Raw genomic sequence first — 16,443 nt, forward strand, 5'->3', positions numbered from 1 at the left:
GGGTGTCATAATTTAAAAAAGATGGCATTATGGAGCTGGAAAAGAGCCTAAAATACCATTCTATATCTTAAAAATACCAGATAATTTGAGAAAAAGACATAAAAATAAATGCCCCATTGGAAATTGGCTTTCCAAAAAGGGCATTTTGTCAACAATCTGAAACCGAACTATGTCGGTTATTCTTCATCAGGGATGTCACGTTCAAGATAGATATTCACATTACTTCCATAAGGAGCAACACCAACGATTCTGTATCCCTCTTTGGCCAATTCATTCAGATTTTTTTCAGTTTTTTCTAAATATTTACTTGCATTCGATAATGAGCCAATGTACACTTTATATTCTTTCATAGTTTTCTCCTTTCGCATTCCTGCTTTCATTATAAAAATAAAATTTCATAAAATCAACATAAAAACATAGGAGGTGATAATATGGCACAAATGATTGTAGATAATCAGTCTGTTTCTAATACAAAGAAATTAAATGTTGATATTGAGAAAAAAACATTAAATAAAATAGTCCGGCATTTTTCTGAAATCAATAAAAAAGCAGAAACGGTGCGGTTTACAACCTGTTACAGATCATCTACGGATGCGGCGGCTGTCAAGAATTATATTCCGGCTGGTCAGATGCTGCGTGACAGCGGTAAGATCACAAGACGTTTGAAGGTTAATGGTATGTCTACATATTTATTAGATGATGGTCTGTGCTGGGTGAATGATGGTGACATTACAGTTTCACCTGATATCAAGGTCGGTGATAAGGTCACACCAACTTCAAGATATTCTTATGAAGGGGTCTTGCTGATTGCGGATGTATTGAATCACAAAAATACTGTAACTGAAATCAACGGTGATCGTGTCGTTTTAGGTGATGGATTGAATACTGCTTTTCATAGTAAAGATATCAAGAAATAGAAAGAACCCATAAAATGGAAAATATTTCCATTTTATGGGGATTTTTTCTTGTCTGATTGAGGGACGTGACTTTTGTTTTATTGATATTATGGTATAATAAAAGGGTTTTAGGAGAGGTTAGATATGATAAAAAGGTTTATGCAGTATTATAAGCCGCATAAGAAGATGTTTATTTTAGATTTATGTGCGGCTTTCCTGATTTCTATGTGTGATCTGATTTATCCGATCATTACGCGTAATATGCTGAATGACTATATTCCGAATCGGCAGCTGCGTCTTTTGATTACCAGTGCGATCGTGCTGCTTGGCATTTATATCGTAAAAATGCTGTTGAATTACTTTGTGACATATTTTGGTCATATGGTGGGTGTTCATATGCAGGCGGATATGCGAAGAGAGGTCTTTAATCATTTACAGAAGCTTCCGTTTAGTTACTATGATGAACATGAAACAGGAACGATCATGTCCAGGATGGTCAATGATTTACAGGATATTTCTGAATTGGCACATCATGGACCTGAGGATCTTTTTCTTTCAGTGATCATGATGTTAGGGGCATTTATTTATCTATGTACGATCAATGTGGCTTTGACGGTGATCATTTTTGCGTTTATTCCGGTTCTTGTATATATTGCGATTCAGTCAAGAAAAAGCATGCATGCTGCTTTTCATGAAAGTCGTGTACAGGTGGGTGTCATCAATGCGAATTTAAATAATGCGATCAGTGGTATCCGGGTATCAAAGGCTTTTAATAATGCCCATTATGAAGAGGAAAAGTTCTTACAGGGGAATAATGCCTATGTGAAGGCAAGAGAGTTGTCTTATAAGGCGATGGCTTATTTTTATAGCGGTACAGGTTTTATCATTGATTTATTGAATGTTGTCGTATTGATGGCCGGTGGTATTTATACTTTTAACGGTTGGATCAATTTTGCGGATTTTGTAACGTATATGTTGTTTGTCAACAACTTTATCTCACCGATCAAGAAGCTGATCAATTTTGTCGAACAGCTGGAAAACGGTGCAACAGGCTTCAAGCGTTTTACTGAGCTTTTGGATCAGCCGATCGAACAGGAAAGCGTTAATGCCCATGATCTGAAGGATGTGAAAGGTCATATTGAGTTTGATCATGTCAGCTTCAATTATGAAAATGGAAAAGAGGTCTTGCATGATATTTCACTCAATATCGAACCGGGAAAGACGGTGGCGCTTGTAGGACCGAGCGGCGGCGGCAAGACGACGATCTGTCATCTGATTCCTCGCTTTTATCCTTTAGAACAAGGTGAGATTCGGATCGATGGGGAGAATATCAAAGAGATTCGTTTTGAATCTTTACGTAAAAATATCGGGATCGTGCAGCAGGATGTCTTTTTGTTTACAGGTACGATCAGAGAAAACATTGCCTATGGTAATTTAAATGCCAGTGAAGAGGAGATCATTGAAGCGGCAAAACGAGCCAATATCCATGATTATGTCATGACGCTTCCTGAGGGTTATGATACGCAGATCGGTGAGCGAGGCATCAAGCTTTCCGGTGGCCAGAAGCAGCGTTTAAGCATTGCCCGCGTCTTTCTGAAGAATCCGGCCATCCTTATATTAGATGAGGCAACCAGTGCCTTGGATAATGCGACAGAGATCTTGATTCAGGATGCGTTAGATGAATTATGCAAGGGAAGAACGACGATTGTCGTGGCCCATCGCCTTTCAACGATCAAAAATGCGGATGAGATCGTGGTCATTGAGGATCATCGAATTACGGAAAGGGGCAGTCATGAACAGCTTTTGGAAAAGAATGGTTTATATACCCGTTTATATCAGGCACAGTTTAAGTCTTTGGAGTAGAAAATATTAAAAAATAGAGTATAATAATACAAGGAGGGTTTTTTATGGAAAATAAATGTGCATGGGAAAAATACAGTGATACAAAAGCTGTATTTGATTTCAACGAAAACTATAAGAAGTTTATCTCAGATTGCAAGACAGAAAGGGAATGTGTCAGTGAAGCGATCGCCCAGGCAAAGGCAAAGGGTTATCGTGATCTCAATGAAGTAATTGAGAAGAAGGAAACATTAAAAGCAGGCGATAAGGTTTATGCGGCACATATGAAAAAGACATTGGCTTTATTCCATATCGGAAAGGAGCCTTTGGAAAAGGGATTAAATATTTTGGGTGCTCATATCGATTCACCTCGAATTGATATCAAGCAGAATCCTTTATATGAGGATAATGATCTGGTGCTTTTGGATACTCATTACTATGGCGGTATCAAGAAGTATCAGTGGGTCACTTTGCCTTTGGCTTTGCATGGTGTCGTTGTCAAGAAAGATGGCAGCGTGATCAATGTGGTGATCGGTGAAGAAGACAGTGATCCTGTCGTTGGTATCAGTGATCTTTTAATTCACTTAGCCGGTGATCAGATGGGCAAGACTGCTTCAAAGGTCATCGAGGGTGAAGATCTGAACGTTTTAGTAGGTTCGATTCCAAGCAAGAGTGCTGAGAAGGATAAATCAAAAGAAGCGATCTTAACACTGTTGAAAGAAAAATATAACATTGAAGAAGAAGATTTCAGAACGGCTGAGCTGGAAGTGGTTCCTGCCGGAAAAGCCAGAGATTATGGTCTGGATCGTTCAATGGTCATGGGTTATGGTCATGATGATCGTGTATGTGCTTATACTTCACTGGCAGCGTTATTGGACAGTGAAACAGCTAATCGTACAAGCGTTGTCTTATTGACAGATAAAGAGGAAGTCGGAAGTATCGGTGCCACAGGTGCTTCTTCTAAATTCTTTGAAAATACGGTAGCAGAACTGATGAATGTCTTAGATGATTATTCAGAGTTAAATCTGAGAAGATGCTTAAGCAATTCAAAGATGCTTTCCAGTGATGTTTCCGCAGGCTATGATCCAAACTATCCGAGTGTCAATGAATTGAAGAACACAGCTTTCTTAGGAAAGGGTCTGTGCTACAACAAATTCTTAGGTTCACGTGGCAAGAGCGGCAGCAATGATGCAAATCCGGAATTTTTGGTTGAAGTGTTCAATGCCATGAACAAAGAAAATGTTTCTTTCCAGACTTGTGAACTGGGCCGTGTTGATCAGGGCGGTGGTGGAACGATCGCCTATATCTCTGCCCAGTATGGTATGGAAGTCGTGGATGCCGGTGTAGCGGTTCAGAACATGCATGCACCTTGGGAAGTTGTTTCTAAGGTGGATGTTTATGAAGCTTATTTAGGTTATAAGGCATTTATCAAAAATATGTAATATAAAAAAGAATCAGGACACATATTGTGCTTGATTCTTTTTTTCAAATTTATTTCTTTTGTTTTTGAAAATAACTGCCTTTTTCCTGTGCAGGAGGGAATCTTCTGCCTTCTTCTACGTCGATATCTTCATTGACGAGTGTTCCATCTTCTGTATATTCAGAATATTTGCCGCTTTCAGTGCAGTTACTTCCAGGCTTGTGCTTTGTCTTCTGTGCCATAGGGTCACCTCCACTTTTATTTTGGTGACATTTCAGCTTTCCATACATAAACGCATATCCTTTGGCATTTCACAGATGACTTCAATCTTTTTATGGGTCAAAGGATGGATGAATGATAAAGAATAGGAGTGAAGCATACAGCGATATTGTGAAGCTGTTCCATAAAGCTTATCACCTATGAGTGGATGGGAAATGCTTGAAAGGTGGACACGGATCTGATGGGTACGGCCGGTTTCAAGCTGGCATTCGATCAGTGTTTTATCATTTTTATAGGTCAAAGGTTTGAGATGGGTGACGGCTTCAACACCGCATGAAGATACACGAAAACGGTTGGCATGACGATCTTTGCCGATCTTTTTACTGATGGTCATCGCCTGGCTGATCTTGCCTTGTACGATGGCCAAATAGGTACGTCTGATCTGCTTGGTCTTTATCGCATGATCAAAGTAAGGCTGAAGGTAGGACTGCTTACAGTATAAGATACAGCCGCTGGTATCTTGATCTAAACGATGGATATGACGAATGGGACAGAGCTGATGGGTCTTTTGAAAATATCCGGCAACGATTCGATCTAAGGTGATTCCGTGACTGCCATCTTCATGAACGATCATATGGATCGGTTTATTGACTACTAAAACGATGTCATCTTCATAGAGGATTTCAAGGTCTTGATCGATGGGTTCAAGATCATTTTTTTCTTCCTTGGCACAGTTGATTTCAAGAAGATCCTTTTTAAAAAGATGAATGTCATGGGTAATGATCTGATGATTGACACGGATCCTTTTTTCCATCTTTAAAAGATGGCGCTGTTTTTTGGAAAAGAAATGTTTTGTGAGCCATTCATCCAGCGTCGTTTAATTTTTGATCGTTTCTGTTAATAAAATCGGTTTCATATGAACATTATAGCCTAAAAATATGATAGAATAAAGAAAAAGTGAGGTCATGGTATGAGCATAAAAACAAATGCGAAAGCATTCTGGACATATTTTTTAAAAAACAGGGAAAAGATTGAAGCGGCTTTACAGGCCAATGATCCGGATAAGATCAAGGAATGGGAAAAGAAGCTGGGTGATGAATGTCTAAAGACAGCCGGCTGTTATCTTTCTTTGGAAAAAGATGATGCATTGAATCTATTGGTCTTTGAACCGATGAAAGATAAGACAAGCCAGATCATCTGTGTCTATCTTAAAAAGTTTGCGCCAAAAGCACTTTCTGATAACTGGATCATCTTTGACTGCATCCCGCCTTTGAGTGAAAAGATCTATCATTATCGTTTCCAGGTAGAAGAAAAAGATTATACGATCGATGATATCAGGATCGGTTTTATTGAAACACCCAAGGTGCAGGACAGCTTTTCGGTATCGCTTGTATGCGAAGCCTTTGATAAGATGAACGAGAATGAAAAGGAAGTCATTGGTTCAACATTCGTAGAAAATGTCTTAGGTGATCTTGTCGTCAATAGCTATGTGGAGAAGATCGATTGTTCTTCAAATGAAAAAGAAGGGGTCAAATATGTTCCTTTAAGAGAAGGGTATGATGAGATCATTGATTTTATGGAGCTTCATAACTATAAGACATATAGTGACTGTACCCAGATTTATACGGTTTATAAGTTAAATGAAGATCAGGTCAGCGATGAATTATTAAATGACCGTATCTTAATATCAACGATCCAGCCGTTGAATTTTGTGGAAGTGATGAATCATGAGCGTACTTCTTTGAATCAGATCACACGTTTGCAAGGAGAGGTTGGCTTTCTGGTGCTTGAAATTGATGAATTTAATGAGAAAGAAGCTCAAAGAAAAAGAGTTCTTGAAAAAGAACTCAATGACTTGTTGTATGATTTAGGAATTGCCCGTATCTGTGGCAGCGGTATTGCGTTAAAGCGCATTTACTTTGAAGTCTTTATTTTTGATAAAGAGGATTTTAAGAAAGCGATCGTTAAGGTCGTTGCCAATCTGAAATTGCCAATGACTTATATTCCTTATTGATAAAAGGCTTTGCATAACTGAATGATGGCTCTTTTTTCAATGCGGGATACATAGGAACGGGAAATGTTGTATTCCTGGGCAATGGCTTTCTGGGTCATTTCTTCATGATTAAAAAGACCATAGCGTTTGATGAGGATATCTTTTTCACGTTCATCAAGGATTTCAAAATGGGACATCATTTTCTGAATGTTTTCTTTTTTCATAAAAGTATCGATGACATCTTCTTCGGTATCTGCCAGACAGTCGATAAGGGAGAGCGAGTCATCATTATCTTTTTGAATCGTTTCGTTTAAAGAAACGGTCTGGGAATGTTTCTGATTGACGCGTAAGGCCATCAGAATTTCATTTTCAATACATCGGGCGGCATAGGTTGTCAGCTTATGACCGCTTTCCATCTTAAAGGTGTCGATGGCTTTGATCAAACCAATGGTACCCACACTGATCAGATCATCTTTGTCCATTTTTTTGATGTCGTATTTTTTAACGATATGGGCGACCAGACGAAGATTGTGTTCAATCAGCATATTGCGGGCTTCATCATCCTTTAAGGCCAAACGTTCAAGATAGTGCAGCTCTTCTTGTTTTGTCAAAGGGTCTTTAAAGCGTTTGTTTTGAATGAAGCCGCAAAATCCTAAAAATTCCATAAAACCAAGCTGTAACATTTCAAACATGATTCACCTCAGTTAAGTATATGTTGATGGTCGTAATTTATTATGGAACATGCAGATGTTTGATGATCGAGAGGAGGACATATGAGTGGATTTTTACCGGTAACTTATGAAGAAATGAGAGAAAGAGGCTGGGAACAGCCGGATTTTGTGTATGTATGCGGTGATGCCTATGTGGATCATCCAAGCTTTGGTGCGGCGATCATCTGCCGGACGCTGGAAAGCCATGGCTATAAGGTGTGCTTTTTGGCCCAGCCGGATTGGCGCAGCGTAGATGATTTTCAAAGGTTTGGAAAGCCACGGTTAGGTTTTTTAGTATCGAGCGGTAATATTGATTCGATGGTCAATCATTACACGGTGGCCAAGAAGAGAAGAAAAAAGGATGCCTATACACCGGGCGGTGTGATGGGAAAACGACCGGACAGGGCTGTGATCGTTTACTGCAACAAGATTCGTGAAGCCTATAAGGATGCGGTCATTCTGATTGGCGGTATTGAGGCCAGCCTGCGACGTTTAGCTCACTATGATTATTGGAGCGATACGGTCAGACGTTCGATTTTATTGGATTCCAGTGCCGATTTATTGATGTATGGCATGGGTGAAAACAGCATCATTGAGATTGCGGATGCCCTTGACAGCGGCTTAGATGTGAAATATCTGACATATCTGGATGGAACGGTTTATAAGACCAAGGATTTAAGTGTGGCCTATGATCCGATCATCCTGCCTGATTTCAACAGCGTGAAAAATTCTAAAAAGGAATACGCCAAAAGCTTTAAGATCCAGTATATGAATACCGATCATTTCAATGCCAGAACGCTTGTAGAACCTTATGAGGACTGTTATGTCGTACAGAATCGTCCGAATCGTCCATTGACACAGCAGGAGTTTGACGATGCCTATGCCCTGCCTTATATGCGTACTTACCATCCTTCTTATAAGGAAAAAGTACCGGCTATTGAAGAAGTCCGGTTTTCTTTGATATCGAATCGTGGCTGTTACGGGGCCTGTAATTTCTGTGCGCTGACCTTCCATCAGGGACGGATCATCCAGGCAAGATCGCATGAAAGTATTATCAATGAAGCTAAAAAGATTACCGAGGAACCTGATTTTAAGGGTTATATTCATGATGTGGGCGGTCCTACGGCCAATTTCCGAGAACCTGCCTGTGCCAAACAGCTGACCCATGGTGCCTGTGTGAACAGACAGTGTTTATGGCCCAAACCTTGTAATAATTTAAAGGTCGATCATACGGATTATCTTTCGCTCTTACAGGAATTAAGAGCCTTGCCGAAGGTTAAAAAGGTCTTCGTGCGCAGTGGTATCCGTTATGATTATCTCATGTATGATAAAGATGAGAAATTTTTCAGGGAGCTTGTCCGCTATCATATTTCAGGACAATTAAAGGTGGCTCCGGAACATATCAGCGATAGGGTCTTGGATAAGATGGGAAAACCAAGGAGCGGTTTATATAAGAAATTTGTGGAGAAATATTATCGGCTGAATGAAGAATATGATAAGAATCAGTATCTGGTTCCTTACCTGATGAGCTCTCATCCGGGAAGTGATCTTCATGCGGCTATTGAACTGGCGGAATATCTCAGAGATATCCACCATCAGCCAGAGCAGGTCCAGGACTTTTATCCGACACCCGGAACCCTGTCAACGGCCATGTATTATACCGGCATCGATCCTCGTGACAATACGCCTGTCTATGTGCCAAAAAGCGCTCATGAAAAAGCCATGCAGCGTGCTTTGATGCAGTACCGTTCACCGGCCAACTATGATCTGGTGTATGAGGCACTTACAAAAGCAGGACGTCAGGACCTGATCGGCTTTTCAAAGAAATGTCTGATCCGTCCAAGATCAGTGCAGAAAGGAAGAAGTTATGAGCAAAACAAAAAAAATCATCATCGCCGCTAGCCTTTTGATATTGCTTTTTATCGGCTATGGCATTTATAAGATAACCTTAGGAGATCATGATTCAAAAGTCATTCAGATAACCATTAAAAATGAGGATACGCTGGTTTATGATCAGCAAGTGGATACGAATGCAGCTACCTTAGGTGAATTATTAGAAGAACTGAAAGAAAAAAAAGAAATCTTGCTTGAAAGTGAACAAAGCACCTATGGCATGTATATTACAGGCATGGGTGTGGATGAGCTGTATAGGCAGGATGAGGCGGGTGGTAAGTATTGGACCTATGATTCTGAAAATAATGCCCAGTGTATCAAAAACTCATTTTGTGATGCTGCGGATGTCCTTGTGATAGAAGATGGTGATCACTTTACCTTTACGCTGAAGGCCTATGAGTAAAATCAAAGAAATGACCCTGATCGCACTTTTAAGTGCGATCTTAACGATATCCAAAGAAATCCTGGCCTTTTTACCCAATATCGAACTTGTCAGCTTTCTTTTGATCCTCTTCGGACGACATTTTAAGCTTGCCCATTCACTATCGATCGCTACGATCTTTTGTTTCTTACAGATCGTCTTATATGGGTTTGGGGATTGGTCCATCATGTATTTCATCATGTGGAATGGATTGGTCATGATCAGTTTTTATACAAAAAACATCTTTAAAAATGAACATCAGCTCGCTCTTTTCAGTGGTGCTTATGGACTTGTCTTTGGCTTATTTTTCGCATTTCCTTATCTTATCTTTTCATTTGAAGCAGCCCTGTCTTATTGGCTTAAGGGATTGTTTTTTGACTTGATTCATGGAGTGGGCAATTATTTGATCATGCTGGTTCTTTATGAAAAAACAGATAAATATATTGGGGAGATATTTAAAGAGTTATGAAAATTGAACGTATTGAAGTGTATGATGAACGCTTTGAGAAAAGCATCATTGATCAGCATGGGGCCTATGTCATCAATGATGAAACCTATGCGTTTCAAGTATTGGACCGAAATACCTGCAGGGTAACATTTTCAAATATCAATTATTTAAATGAAGCCATGGAGGAATTTCATTTTTTTGCGGGTCATGTCAGCCGTTTTGTTGATCAAAAGGGACATATATTAAAAGAATATGAACAGGTATCTTTTTTTGATATGAGATTAGAAGAGATTTATGTATCTCAATTTTATGTGAATGAAGAGAAAGTAAAAAGACTTTTGCCATATATAGATGAATTTTTGATACCGGTTACTAAGATAGATGGGAAAATCGTTTCGCTTGATGGTCATACACGCATGAAGATCGCTCAGTTAAAAGAAATCTCTCATGTCAGCTGTTATTTTGAAGATGCTGGTGATTATGCAAAGGATTTTATGGAAGAAGCACAACGCAGAGGTATTTTTCATGTCTTTGATATGCCTTTATTAACGAAACAAGAATATGAAGAAAAATGGCATCGCTTTTGTGATGATTATTTTAACAGGATTACTTAAAATAAATTAATCAAATTTCTTGTTGACAATCATCGATACCGTGTTTCTTTATGGTCTTTGCAAGAAACTGTGACGAATATGTTTGTATATTGTAATTGGGGCTGAAAAGACTGATTCATTTAATAAAGCGACTCATCAGAGTCGTTTTATTTGCGCATCAAAAAACAATCGGCTTTTTTCATGAATTAGCATTTCAATTTGATAAAGATAAAATCATTTGATATGGAAAATGAAAGCAGACTCAGTTTCTTTTTGGATAAAAATCAAGTATAATAAGAAAGATGAAGATAAACTGGTATCCGGATGAAATAAAGACAAGTCTTTTGGATGTTGACTTGGATCAATTAAAAAAAGAAGAGATCAAAGCAATTATCTGTGATGTGGATAATACTTTATGCACGCATGATGCACTTGTCATTTCAGATGAGAAGAAGGCATGGATCAGAAAAGCACAGGATTTAGGGCTGAAGGTGATTCTGATATCGAATAATCATGGTGGCAGGATTCAAAAGATTGCGGATGATCTGGGATGTCAGGCGTATGGCTTTTCTCTTAAGCCCCTGCCCCATACTTATATGAAGATATTGAAAAAAAATCATCTTAAAAGAGAACAGGTGATCTGTATCGGTGATCAGCTGTTTACGGATATCTGGGGAGCTAAGGGAATGAAGCTGAGAAATATTTATGTAAGACCGATCAGTGAAGCGGATATCTTTTATACCCGTCTGTCCAGGAAAATAGAGAATAGGATCTTAAAGGAGAGATTATGAGAAAATGTTTAGGATGCGGAGCTGTGCTCCAAAGCGAGGATGCGAATAAAATCGGATATACACCTAAAAGCGATGCCGTGATCTGTCAGCGTTGCTTTCGTTTGACGCATTATAATGATGCCATGGTAAGTTATCGGCAGGGAATCAGTGCGGATAGCGTGCTGCAGGAAGTGAATCAGCTGGATGCTTTGATCTGTTATGTCGTCGATCTGTTTGATTTTGAAGCAGGACTTTTTTCAAGGATCATGGCACACAGCAGGAATAAAGAAATATTGTTAGTAGGAACGAAACGTGATCTGCTTCCAAAATCGATCGGTTATGAGAAATTATCAAAATTTATCATTCATCGGTGTAAAGAAGAAGGGATCGATCTGAAAGGTGTCGTTATCGTAGAAGATCTGGTTCATCATGCGTATAGTGAAAACAATCCGAGCATTGACAATCTGTTAGAGGCCTTTGCACAGTTGCGAAACGGCAAAGATATCGTGATGATGGGAATGGCCAATGCCGGTAAGAGCACGCTGGTCAATGCGTTGCTGCGGCAATCCAAGATTACGACCAGTCCTCATCCGGGTACGACCTTGGGATTGATTGAAATGGAGTATGAAGATTATAAGATCTATGATACACCGGGTCTTATGGCTAAAGGCAGCGTTTTAACGTATTGTGAAGATAAGGATCTGAAAAAGCTGATTCCGCTTAAACCGATCAAACCAACGGTCTATCAGCTAAAAGGCAACCAGTCACTGTCGATCGGCGGTTATGCACGTATTGATCTTTGGGGATGTGAAGGTGTCAGTGCCACCTGTTATTTTTCCAATGAGATGAAGCTTCATCGCGGAAAATGTGAAAAGGCAGATGAACTGTGGCAGAATCATCTGGGAAAAGAGCTTTCTCCTACCATTTCAAAAAATATCTCTGATTTAAAGAAGATTACCTATCAGGGAAATATTGATGGCCAGGATATCGTTATTTTCGGATTAGGATTTGTATGCATACGAGGAAAAGTTGATAAAGTAGAAGTGGTCGTGGATGAAAGAGTTTCTGTGACCTTCAGAAAGGCGATGATTTAAATGTTAGACGGAAAAGCAAAAAGTAAATTAAGAGGAATGGCTCAGACGAGAAAGGCCATTGTCATGATCGGTAAGGAGGGAGTCAGCGATACGTTATGTGCAACGCTTTCGGATTCTCTCAAAGCTCATGAATTAGTAAAGATCAGCTGTTTAAAGACATCTCCGATCAGTGTCCGGGAAGCAGCGATCCAATGTGCGAGCGCGACCCATAGTGAGGTCGTACAGATCATCGGACATACTTTTGTCTTATATCGAAAGAGTGAAAAGAATCTATGTCAGTTGTAAGAATCGGACTTTTAGGCGGATCTTTTGATCCGATCCACCTAGGGCATCTTGCTTTGGCGAAGGCTATCTTGAAGGATGGCTGCTCACAGGTGTGGTTTGTTCCCTGCAGGCTTTCTCCTTTCAAGCAGGAAAAGCCTACTTCTTTTGAAGATCGGACAGCAATGATCCGGCGGGCGATCGCCCCTTATAAAAAAATGAAGGTTTGTACGGTCGAAAAAGAATTGCCGATACCGAGTTATACGATACATACGCTTCAAAAACTGAAACAGAGATTTGACTATGAATTTGTCTTTTATATCGGAAATGATCAGGCAAAATTACTGGATAAATGGAAAGATATCGAAGAATGCATGAAGCTGGCAGAATTTCGTGTCTTCAAACGTGACAGCGAAGTGATCGAATGTCCGTATGATCTCAGGGAAGTACCTTTCAAGCGTATTGACATTTCATCGACCCGGGTGCGCGCCGGAGCTTTCCAAGATGTCAGTGAGAGCGTACGCAACTACATTTGGGAACACCGGCTCTATCTGCACGAGTTTGCCCGTCATTCGATGAATGAAAAGCGTTATCTTCACAGCGTCAGTGTTGCCAATGTGTGCAAGGAATTAGCAAGTGCGCATCATTTGAATGAAGAAGATGCCTATGTGATCGGTCTGTTGCATGATATCTGTAAATGCTGGGATGTTGAAAAAAGCGAACGCTTTATGCAGGTATATGAAAAAGATCATCTTGATGAGCCTAAGGCCATCTGGCACGGTTATCTGGCCGATCATTATTTAAAAAGAGTGTTTAAGATAAGAGAAAAGCATATCTTGCAAGCGGTGCATCATCATGTCAAAGGGGATTGTGATGATCCTTATGCGCAGATCGTCTATATTGCGGATAAATGTGAACCGCTCAGAGGCTATGATGCCAGCTATGAATTGAATTTAGCAAAAAGAAATTTAGATGCAGCTGTTTCATATGTGAAGCAGATACAAAGCGAATATTTAAAAAAGGAGAAGAAAGTATGAACAATGCCTTAAAGGATGTATTGGAAGCCATTGATAAAGCAAAAGGAAGCGATACGGTTGTCTATCGGCTTCATGAGCTGAATCCTTTGATCGATTATGTCGTGATTACCAGTGCGACCAATACCCGCCAGTTGCATTCATTGGCAGATTATGTCAAGGAAAGCCTGTTGGAGCATGGTCATGGTTATCGTCATATCGAAGGCAATGATACGAGCAAGTGGCTTTTAGTAGACAGTGATGATATCGTCATTCATATCTTTGAAGAAAGTGAGCGCGAGGTCTATGGCCTTGAAAAGCTTTATGCCAATTGTGAAAGGGTGATGTAAATGTATCAGATACTCGCCCGCTTTTATGATGCCTTAGTAAAGGATGATGAAGCAACAAAGGATTGGGTTGATTTTATTGAAGACCATGCATCGTTTCACAGCGTATTAGAATATGCCTGCGGCAGTGGTGAAATCACGCTTGCTTTAGCAAGAAAAGGCTATGATGTGAAAGCCGGTGATCTTTCAAGCGAGATGATCGAAATGGCAAAAAAGAAAAAAGATGCCCATCTTGTTGATTTCAGCGTCCATGATATGACAGAACCCCTGGATGTAAAGGCAGACTGTGTGCTTTGTTTATGTGACAGCATGAATTATCTGATTGATGAAAAGGATTTTAAACAGGTACTTCATAATGCCTATATGAATCTGAATGAAGGGGGTACGTTTATCTTCGATGTTCATTCCTTAGACCGTTTAAAAGAATTTGAGGATGAATTTTATGAAGAAGGCATGATTGATGGCTGTGGTTATGAATGGAGCATCGAATCACATGAAGATTGTATCTATCAGAATTTTGTCTTCTTTGATCAAGAAGCCCATCCCAGTTATGAACAGCATATCCAGCGTGTCTATGATCCTCATGTGATCACCCAGTGGTGTGAAGAAACCGGTTTTAAGGTTAGCGTTTATACCGATTTTAAAAAGCAGGGGATCCATGAAGGTGAAAAATATTTTTATGTATGTGAAAGGAAGTCTTTATGATAGCGATTATTAGTGCCATGAACATTGAAAATGAGGCCATCTTAGCCTTATGTCATGATGTAAAGGAAAAAACGATTGCCAATAAAAAGTTTTATGAAGCTGTTTTGGCGGATGAGAAAGTGATCTGTTGTTTAAGCGGATGCGGAAAGGTCAATGCCGCAATTTCTGCAACCTTGCTGTTGGAACATTTTCCGATAGATGCAATCTTAAATATCGGAACAGCGGGTGGTTTGAAAGAAGATGAAAACGTATTGGACTGTGTGATCTCTACTTCTGTCGTCGAACATGATTTCGATACTTCAGTTTTGGATGGAGAAAGTGGCAAAGGGGCTTTCTTTGAAGCTGATCCACTGTTGATCAATACCGCTAAGAGCGTAGCGGAAGAAATGAAGATCACTTACCATGCAGGACTTATTGCAAGCGGGGATCAGTTTATCAGCCGTAATGAACAGGTTTCTAAGATATTGCATGATTTCCCGGAAAGCCTTTGTTCTGAAATGGAAGCTGGAGGAATTGCCCACTGTGCCGCTCATTACGGGGTTCCTTTTGTCGTCATTCGTTCATTGAGTGATATTGCTGTGAAAGAGGGCAATGAAATGGATTTTGAGGAATATGCGAAGAAAGCCAGTGAACGCAGCGCAAAATTCTGTGAGAAATGCGTGGCACGTTATTCTAAAAAATGATATATCACATTCGCTTCAGAAGTGAGATAAAAAGAATAGCTTCGACTGGTTTAAATAGATCATTGAAACTAACGGGAGAAATTTATAATGACAAAGTTTATGATAAAAGATGATTTTTGGGAATTGTTTCCCGAGGCAAAAATAGGGATCATCCTTTGCAAGGATATTAAGAATCAGTATGATCATGATGAAGAATATTATGCAACATTACTTAAGGAATATGGAAAAGAAGGATTAACATATTTAAATCTGCCTGAATTCAGTCAAAATGATGTGGTCAGGGTATGGAGAGAGGCTTATCAAAAGTTTAAAACTAAAAAAGGGGCAAGATCTTCCATTGAGGCCTTATTGAAAAGGATCAATAAGGGAGATGAAATCAGGACGATCAACCCTTTAGTAGATCTTTATAATGCGATTTCTTTAAGATATGCGTTACCTTGTGGGGGTGAAGATATCGATAAATTTGAAGGTGATGTCTTATTGACCAAGGCGAAGGGTGATGAAGATTTTGTGACGCTTGGATCAAATGAAGCTGAATCACCGTATGAAGGAGAAATCGTATATAAAGATGATGCCGGTGTCATCTGCCGATGCTGGAATTGGCGGGAAGCTGTCCGAACCATGCTGACAGAGGATACTCACAATGCCTTTCTTTGTATTGAATGCGTCGATATGGCACGTGTACATGATTTTGAAGAGGCTTTAAAAGAACTGGCAGAATTGGTTCAAACAAATTTAGGCGGTCATACAAAGATTGAGATAATGGATAAAGATCATACGCATATTGAAATAAACTAGATTGATATAGAATAACCCCGTGACGATGCACGGGGTTATTAGTTTTTCTGGGATATATCGAAGAAATGGTTTCTCTCCAGGAAGCTTTCTAAATTTTCAAGGTTTTCTTCCTGATTGATGACATATTCAAAGCTGTCTGTTTTTTCATAGCCGTCTTCAGTCTGGGTAAGGGCTACGATTGCGGGAAATGAACGGATATTAAACGTATTTTGAATCATTTGACGGATATAAGAACGATAGGATTGTTCATATTCGACTTTATAGATATTTTCAAAGGTAATGCCGTTATGTTCATAACTGATTTCCTTTAATAATACTTCATCTAAATAGATGCAGTCAT

The 16,443-nt window shown here is 39.5% G+C and carries 21 protein-coding genes; 16 read left to right on the plus strand and 5 right to left on the minus strand.

All coding sequences use genetic code 11. The features are described from left to right. Positions 1–176 precede the first annotated feature (176 nt). On the minus strand, positions 177–350 hold the full coding sequence (locus Q0K35_RS02930) for a hypothetical protein (protein WP_294561180.1): 174 nt from the start codon (positions 348–350) through the stop codon (positions 177–179). Positions 351–431: 81 nt separating this feature from the next. Between Q0K35_RS02930 and Q0K35_RS02935 the strand changes: the two genes are divergently transcribed. From Q0K35_RS02935 to Q0K35_RS02945, 3 genes are all read left to right on the plus strand, one after another. Beyond that, positions 432–917, plus strand: a complete 486-nt coding sequence (locus Q0K35_RS02935) for a hypothetical protein (RefSeq protein WP_294561181.1) — start codon at positions 432–434, stop codon at positions 915–917. A 123-nt stretch (positions 918–1,040) separates the two neighbouring features. Beyond that, complete coding sequence (locus Q0K35_RS02940; protein WP_294561182.1) at positions 1,041–2,759, plus strand: ABC transporter ATP-binding protein; 1,719 nt, start codon at positions 1,041–1,043, stop codon at positions 2,757–2,759. Between the two features lie 44 nt (positions 2,760–2,803). Then, a complete protein-coding gene (locus Q0K35_RS02945) occupies positions 2,804–4,177 on the plus strand; it encodes an aminopeptidase (protein WP_294561183.1) in 1,374 nt (457 codons plus the stop codon). A gap of 49 nt (positions 4,178–4,226) precedes the next feature. Here the strand turns inward: Q0K35_RS02945 and Q0K35_RS02950 are convergent, their stop codons facing one another. Both Q0K35_RS02950 and Q0K35_RS02955 read right to left on the minus strand, forming a co-directional pair. After that, a complete protein-coding gene (locus Q0K35_RS02950) occupies positions 4,227–4,397 on the minus strand; it encodes a YjzC family protein (protein ID WP_074022000.1) in 171 nt (56 codons plus the stop codon). 32 nt (positions 4,398–4,429) lie between these two features. Then, positions 4,430–5,245: an RluA family pseudouridine synthase gene (locus Q0K35_RS02955; RefSeq protein WP_294561199.1), complete on the minus strand. Its 816-nt coding sequence runs from the start codon at positions 5,243–5,245 to the stop codon at positions 4,430–4,432. Positions 5,246–5,344: 99 nt separating this feature from the next. Here Q0K35_RS02955 and Q0K35_RS02960 point away from each other — a divergent pair, with 99 nt between their 5' ends. Further along, on the plus strand, positions 5,345–6,388 hold the full coding sequence (locus Q0K35_RS02960; RefSeq protein WP_294561184.1) for a hypothetical protein: 1,044 nt from the start codon (positions 5,345–5,347) through the stop codon (positions 6,386–6,388). Here the strand turns inward: Q0K35_RS02960 and sigK are convergent. Further along, positions 6,382–7,059 (minus strand): RNA polymerase sporulation sigma factor SigK, encoded by a 678-nt coding sequence (gene sigK, locus Q0K35_RS02965; protein WP_294561185.1) that lies wholly within the window; start codon positions 7,057–7,059, stop codon positions 6,382–6,384. The genes Q0K35_RS02960 and sigK overlap by 7 nt on opposite strands. A gap of 81 nt (positions 7,060–7,140) precedes the next feature. Here sigK and Q0K35_RS02970 point away from each other — a divergent pair, with 81 nt between their 5' ends. The 12 genes from Q0K35_RS02970 to Q0K35_RS03025 all read left to right on the plus strand — a co-directional run bounded on the left by Q0K35_RS02970 (position 7,141) and on the right by Q0K35_RS03025 (position 16,103). Further along, a complete protein-coding gene (locus Q0K35_RS02970) occupies positions 7,141–8,979 on the plus strand; it encodes a YgiQ family radical SAM protein (protein WP_294561186.1) in 1,839 nt (612 codons plus the stop codon). Continuing rightward, positions 8,945–9,373, plus strand: coding sequence for a hypothetical protein (locus tag Q0K35_RS02975; RefSeq protein ID WP_294561187.1), 429 nt, complete (start codon positions 8,945–8,947; stop codon positions 9,371–9,373). Before Q0K35_RS02970 ends, Q0K35_RS02975 begins: the two co-directional genes overlap by 35 nt. Then, positions 9,366–9,860, plus strand: a complete 495-nt coding sequence (locus Q0K35_RS02980; RefSeq protein WP_294561188.1) for a hypothetical protein — start codon at positions 9,366–9,368, stop codon at positions 9,858–9,860. The genes Q0K35_RS02975 and Q0K35_RS02980 overlap by 8 nt, the downstream gene beginning before the upstream one ends. Further along, entirely contained in the window at positions 9,857–10,453 is a 597-nt protein-coding gene (locus Q0K35_RS02985; protein ID WP_294561189.1) for a hypothetical protein, read from the plus strand. The genes Q0K35_RS02980 and Q0K35_RS02985 overlap by 4 nt, the downstream gene beginning before the upstream one ends. A gap of 281 nt (positions 10,454–10,734) precedes the next feature. Then, positions 10,735–11,223 carry a YqeG family HAD IIIA-type phosphatase gene (locus Q0K35_RS02990; RefSeq protein WP_294561190.1) on the plus strand — a complete coding sequence of 163 codons (489 nt, stop codon included), beginning with the start codon at positions 10,735–10,737 and terminating at the stop codon, positions 11,221–11,223. Further along, the gene (gene yqeH / locus Q0K35_RS02995) at positions 11,220–12,296 is read left to right on the plus strand and encodes a ribosome biogenesis GTPase YqeH (RefSeq protein WP_294561191.1); all 1,077 of its coding nucleotides are present in this window, start codon (positions 11,220–11,222) and stop codon (positions 12,294–12,296) included. The genes Q0K35_RS02990 and yqeH overlap by 4 nt, the downstream gene beginning before the upstream one ends. Then, the gene (locus tag Q0K35_RS03000) at positions 12,297–12,581 is read left to right on the plus strand and encodes a YhbY family RNA-binding protein (RefSeq protein WP_294561192.1); all 285 of its coding nucleotides are present in this window, start codon (positions 12,297–12,299) and stop codon (positions 12,579–12,581) included. Then, entirely contained in the window at positions 12,569–13,594 is a 1,026-nt protein-coding gene (gene nadD / locus Q0K35_RS03005; RefSeq protein WP_294561193.1) for a nicotinate (nicotinamide) nucleotide adenylyltransferase, read from the plus strand. Before Q0K35_RS03000 ends, nadD begins: the two co-directional genes overlap by 13 nt. Continuing rightward, entirely contained in the window at positions 13,591–13,920 is a 330-nt protein-coding gene (rsfS, locus tag Q0K35_RS03010) for a ribosome silencing factor (protein WP_294561194.1), read from the plus strand. The genes nadD and rsfS overlap by 4 nt, the downstream gene beginning before the upstream one ends. Then, positions 13,921–14,622, plus strand: coding sequence for a class I SAM-dependent methyltransferase (locus tag Q0K35_RS03015; protein ID WP_294561195.1), 702 nt, complete (start codon positions 13,921–13,923; stop codon positions 14,620–14,622). Next, on the plus strand, positions 14,619–15,305 hold the full coding sequence (locus Q0K35_RS03020; protein WP_294561196.1) for a 5'-methylthioadenosine/adenosylhomocysteine nucleosidase: 687 nt from the start codon (positions 14,619–14,621) through the stop codon (positions 15,303–15,305). The genes Q0K35_RS03015 and Q0K35_RS03020 overlap by 4 nt, the downstream gene beginning before the upstream one ends. Before the next feature lie 87 nt (positions 15,306–15,392). After that, positions 15,393–16,103, plus strand: coding sequence for a B3/4 domain-containing protein (locus tag Q0K35_RS03025; RefSeq protein ID WP_294561197.1), 711 nt, complete (start codon positions 15,393–15,395; stop codon positions 16,101–16,103). Positions 16,104–16,141: 38 nt separating this feature from the next. On the opposite strand, the gene Q0K35_RS03030 is transcribed toward Q0K35_RS03025, so the two are convergent. Beyond that, the coding region (locus Q0K35_RS03030) for a hypothetical protein (RefSeq protein ID WP_294561198.1) at positions 16,142–16,443 on the minus strand (302 nt) is incomplete at its 5' end.

Source organism: uncultured Traorella sp. (genome assembly GCF_944327115.1).
Lineage (GTDB): Bacteria > Bacillota_I > Bacilli_A > Erysipelotrichales > Erysipelotrichaceae > Traorella.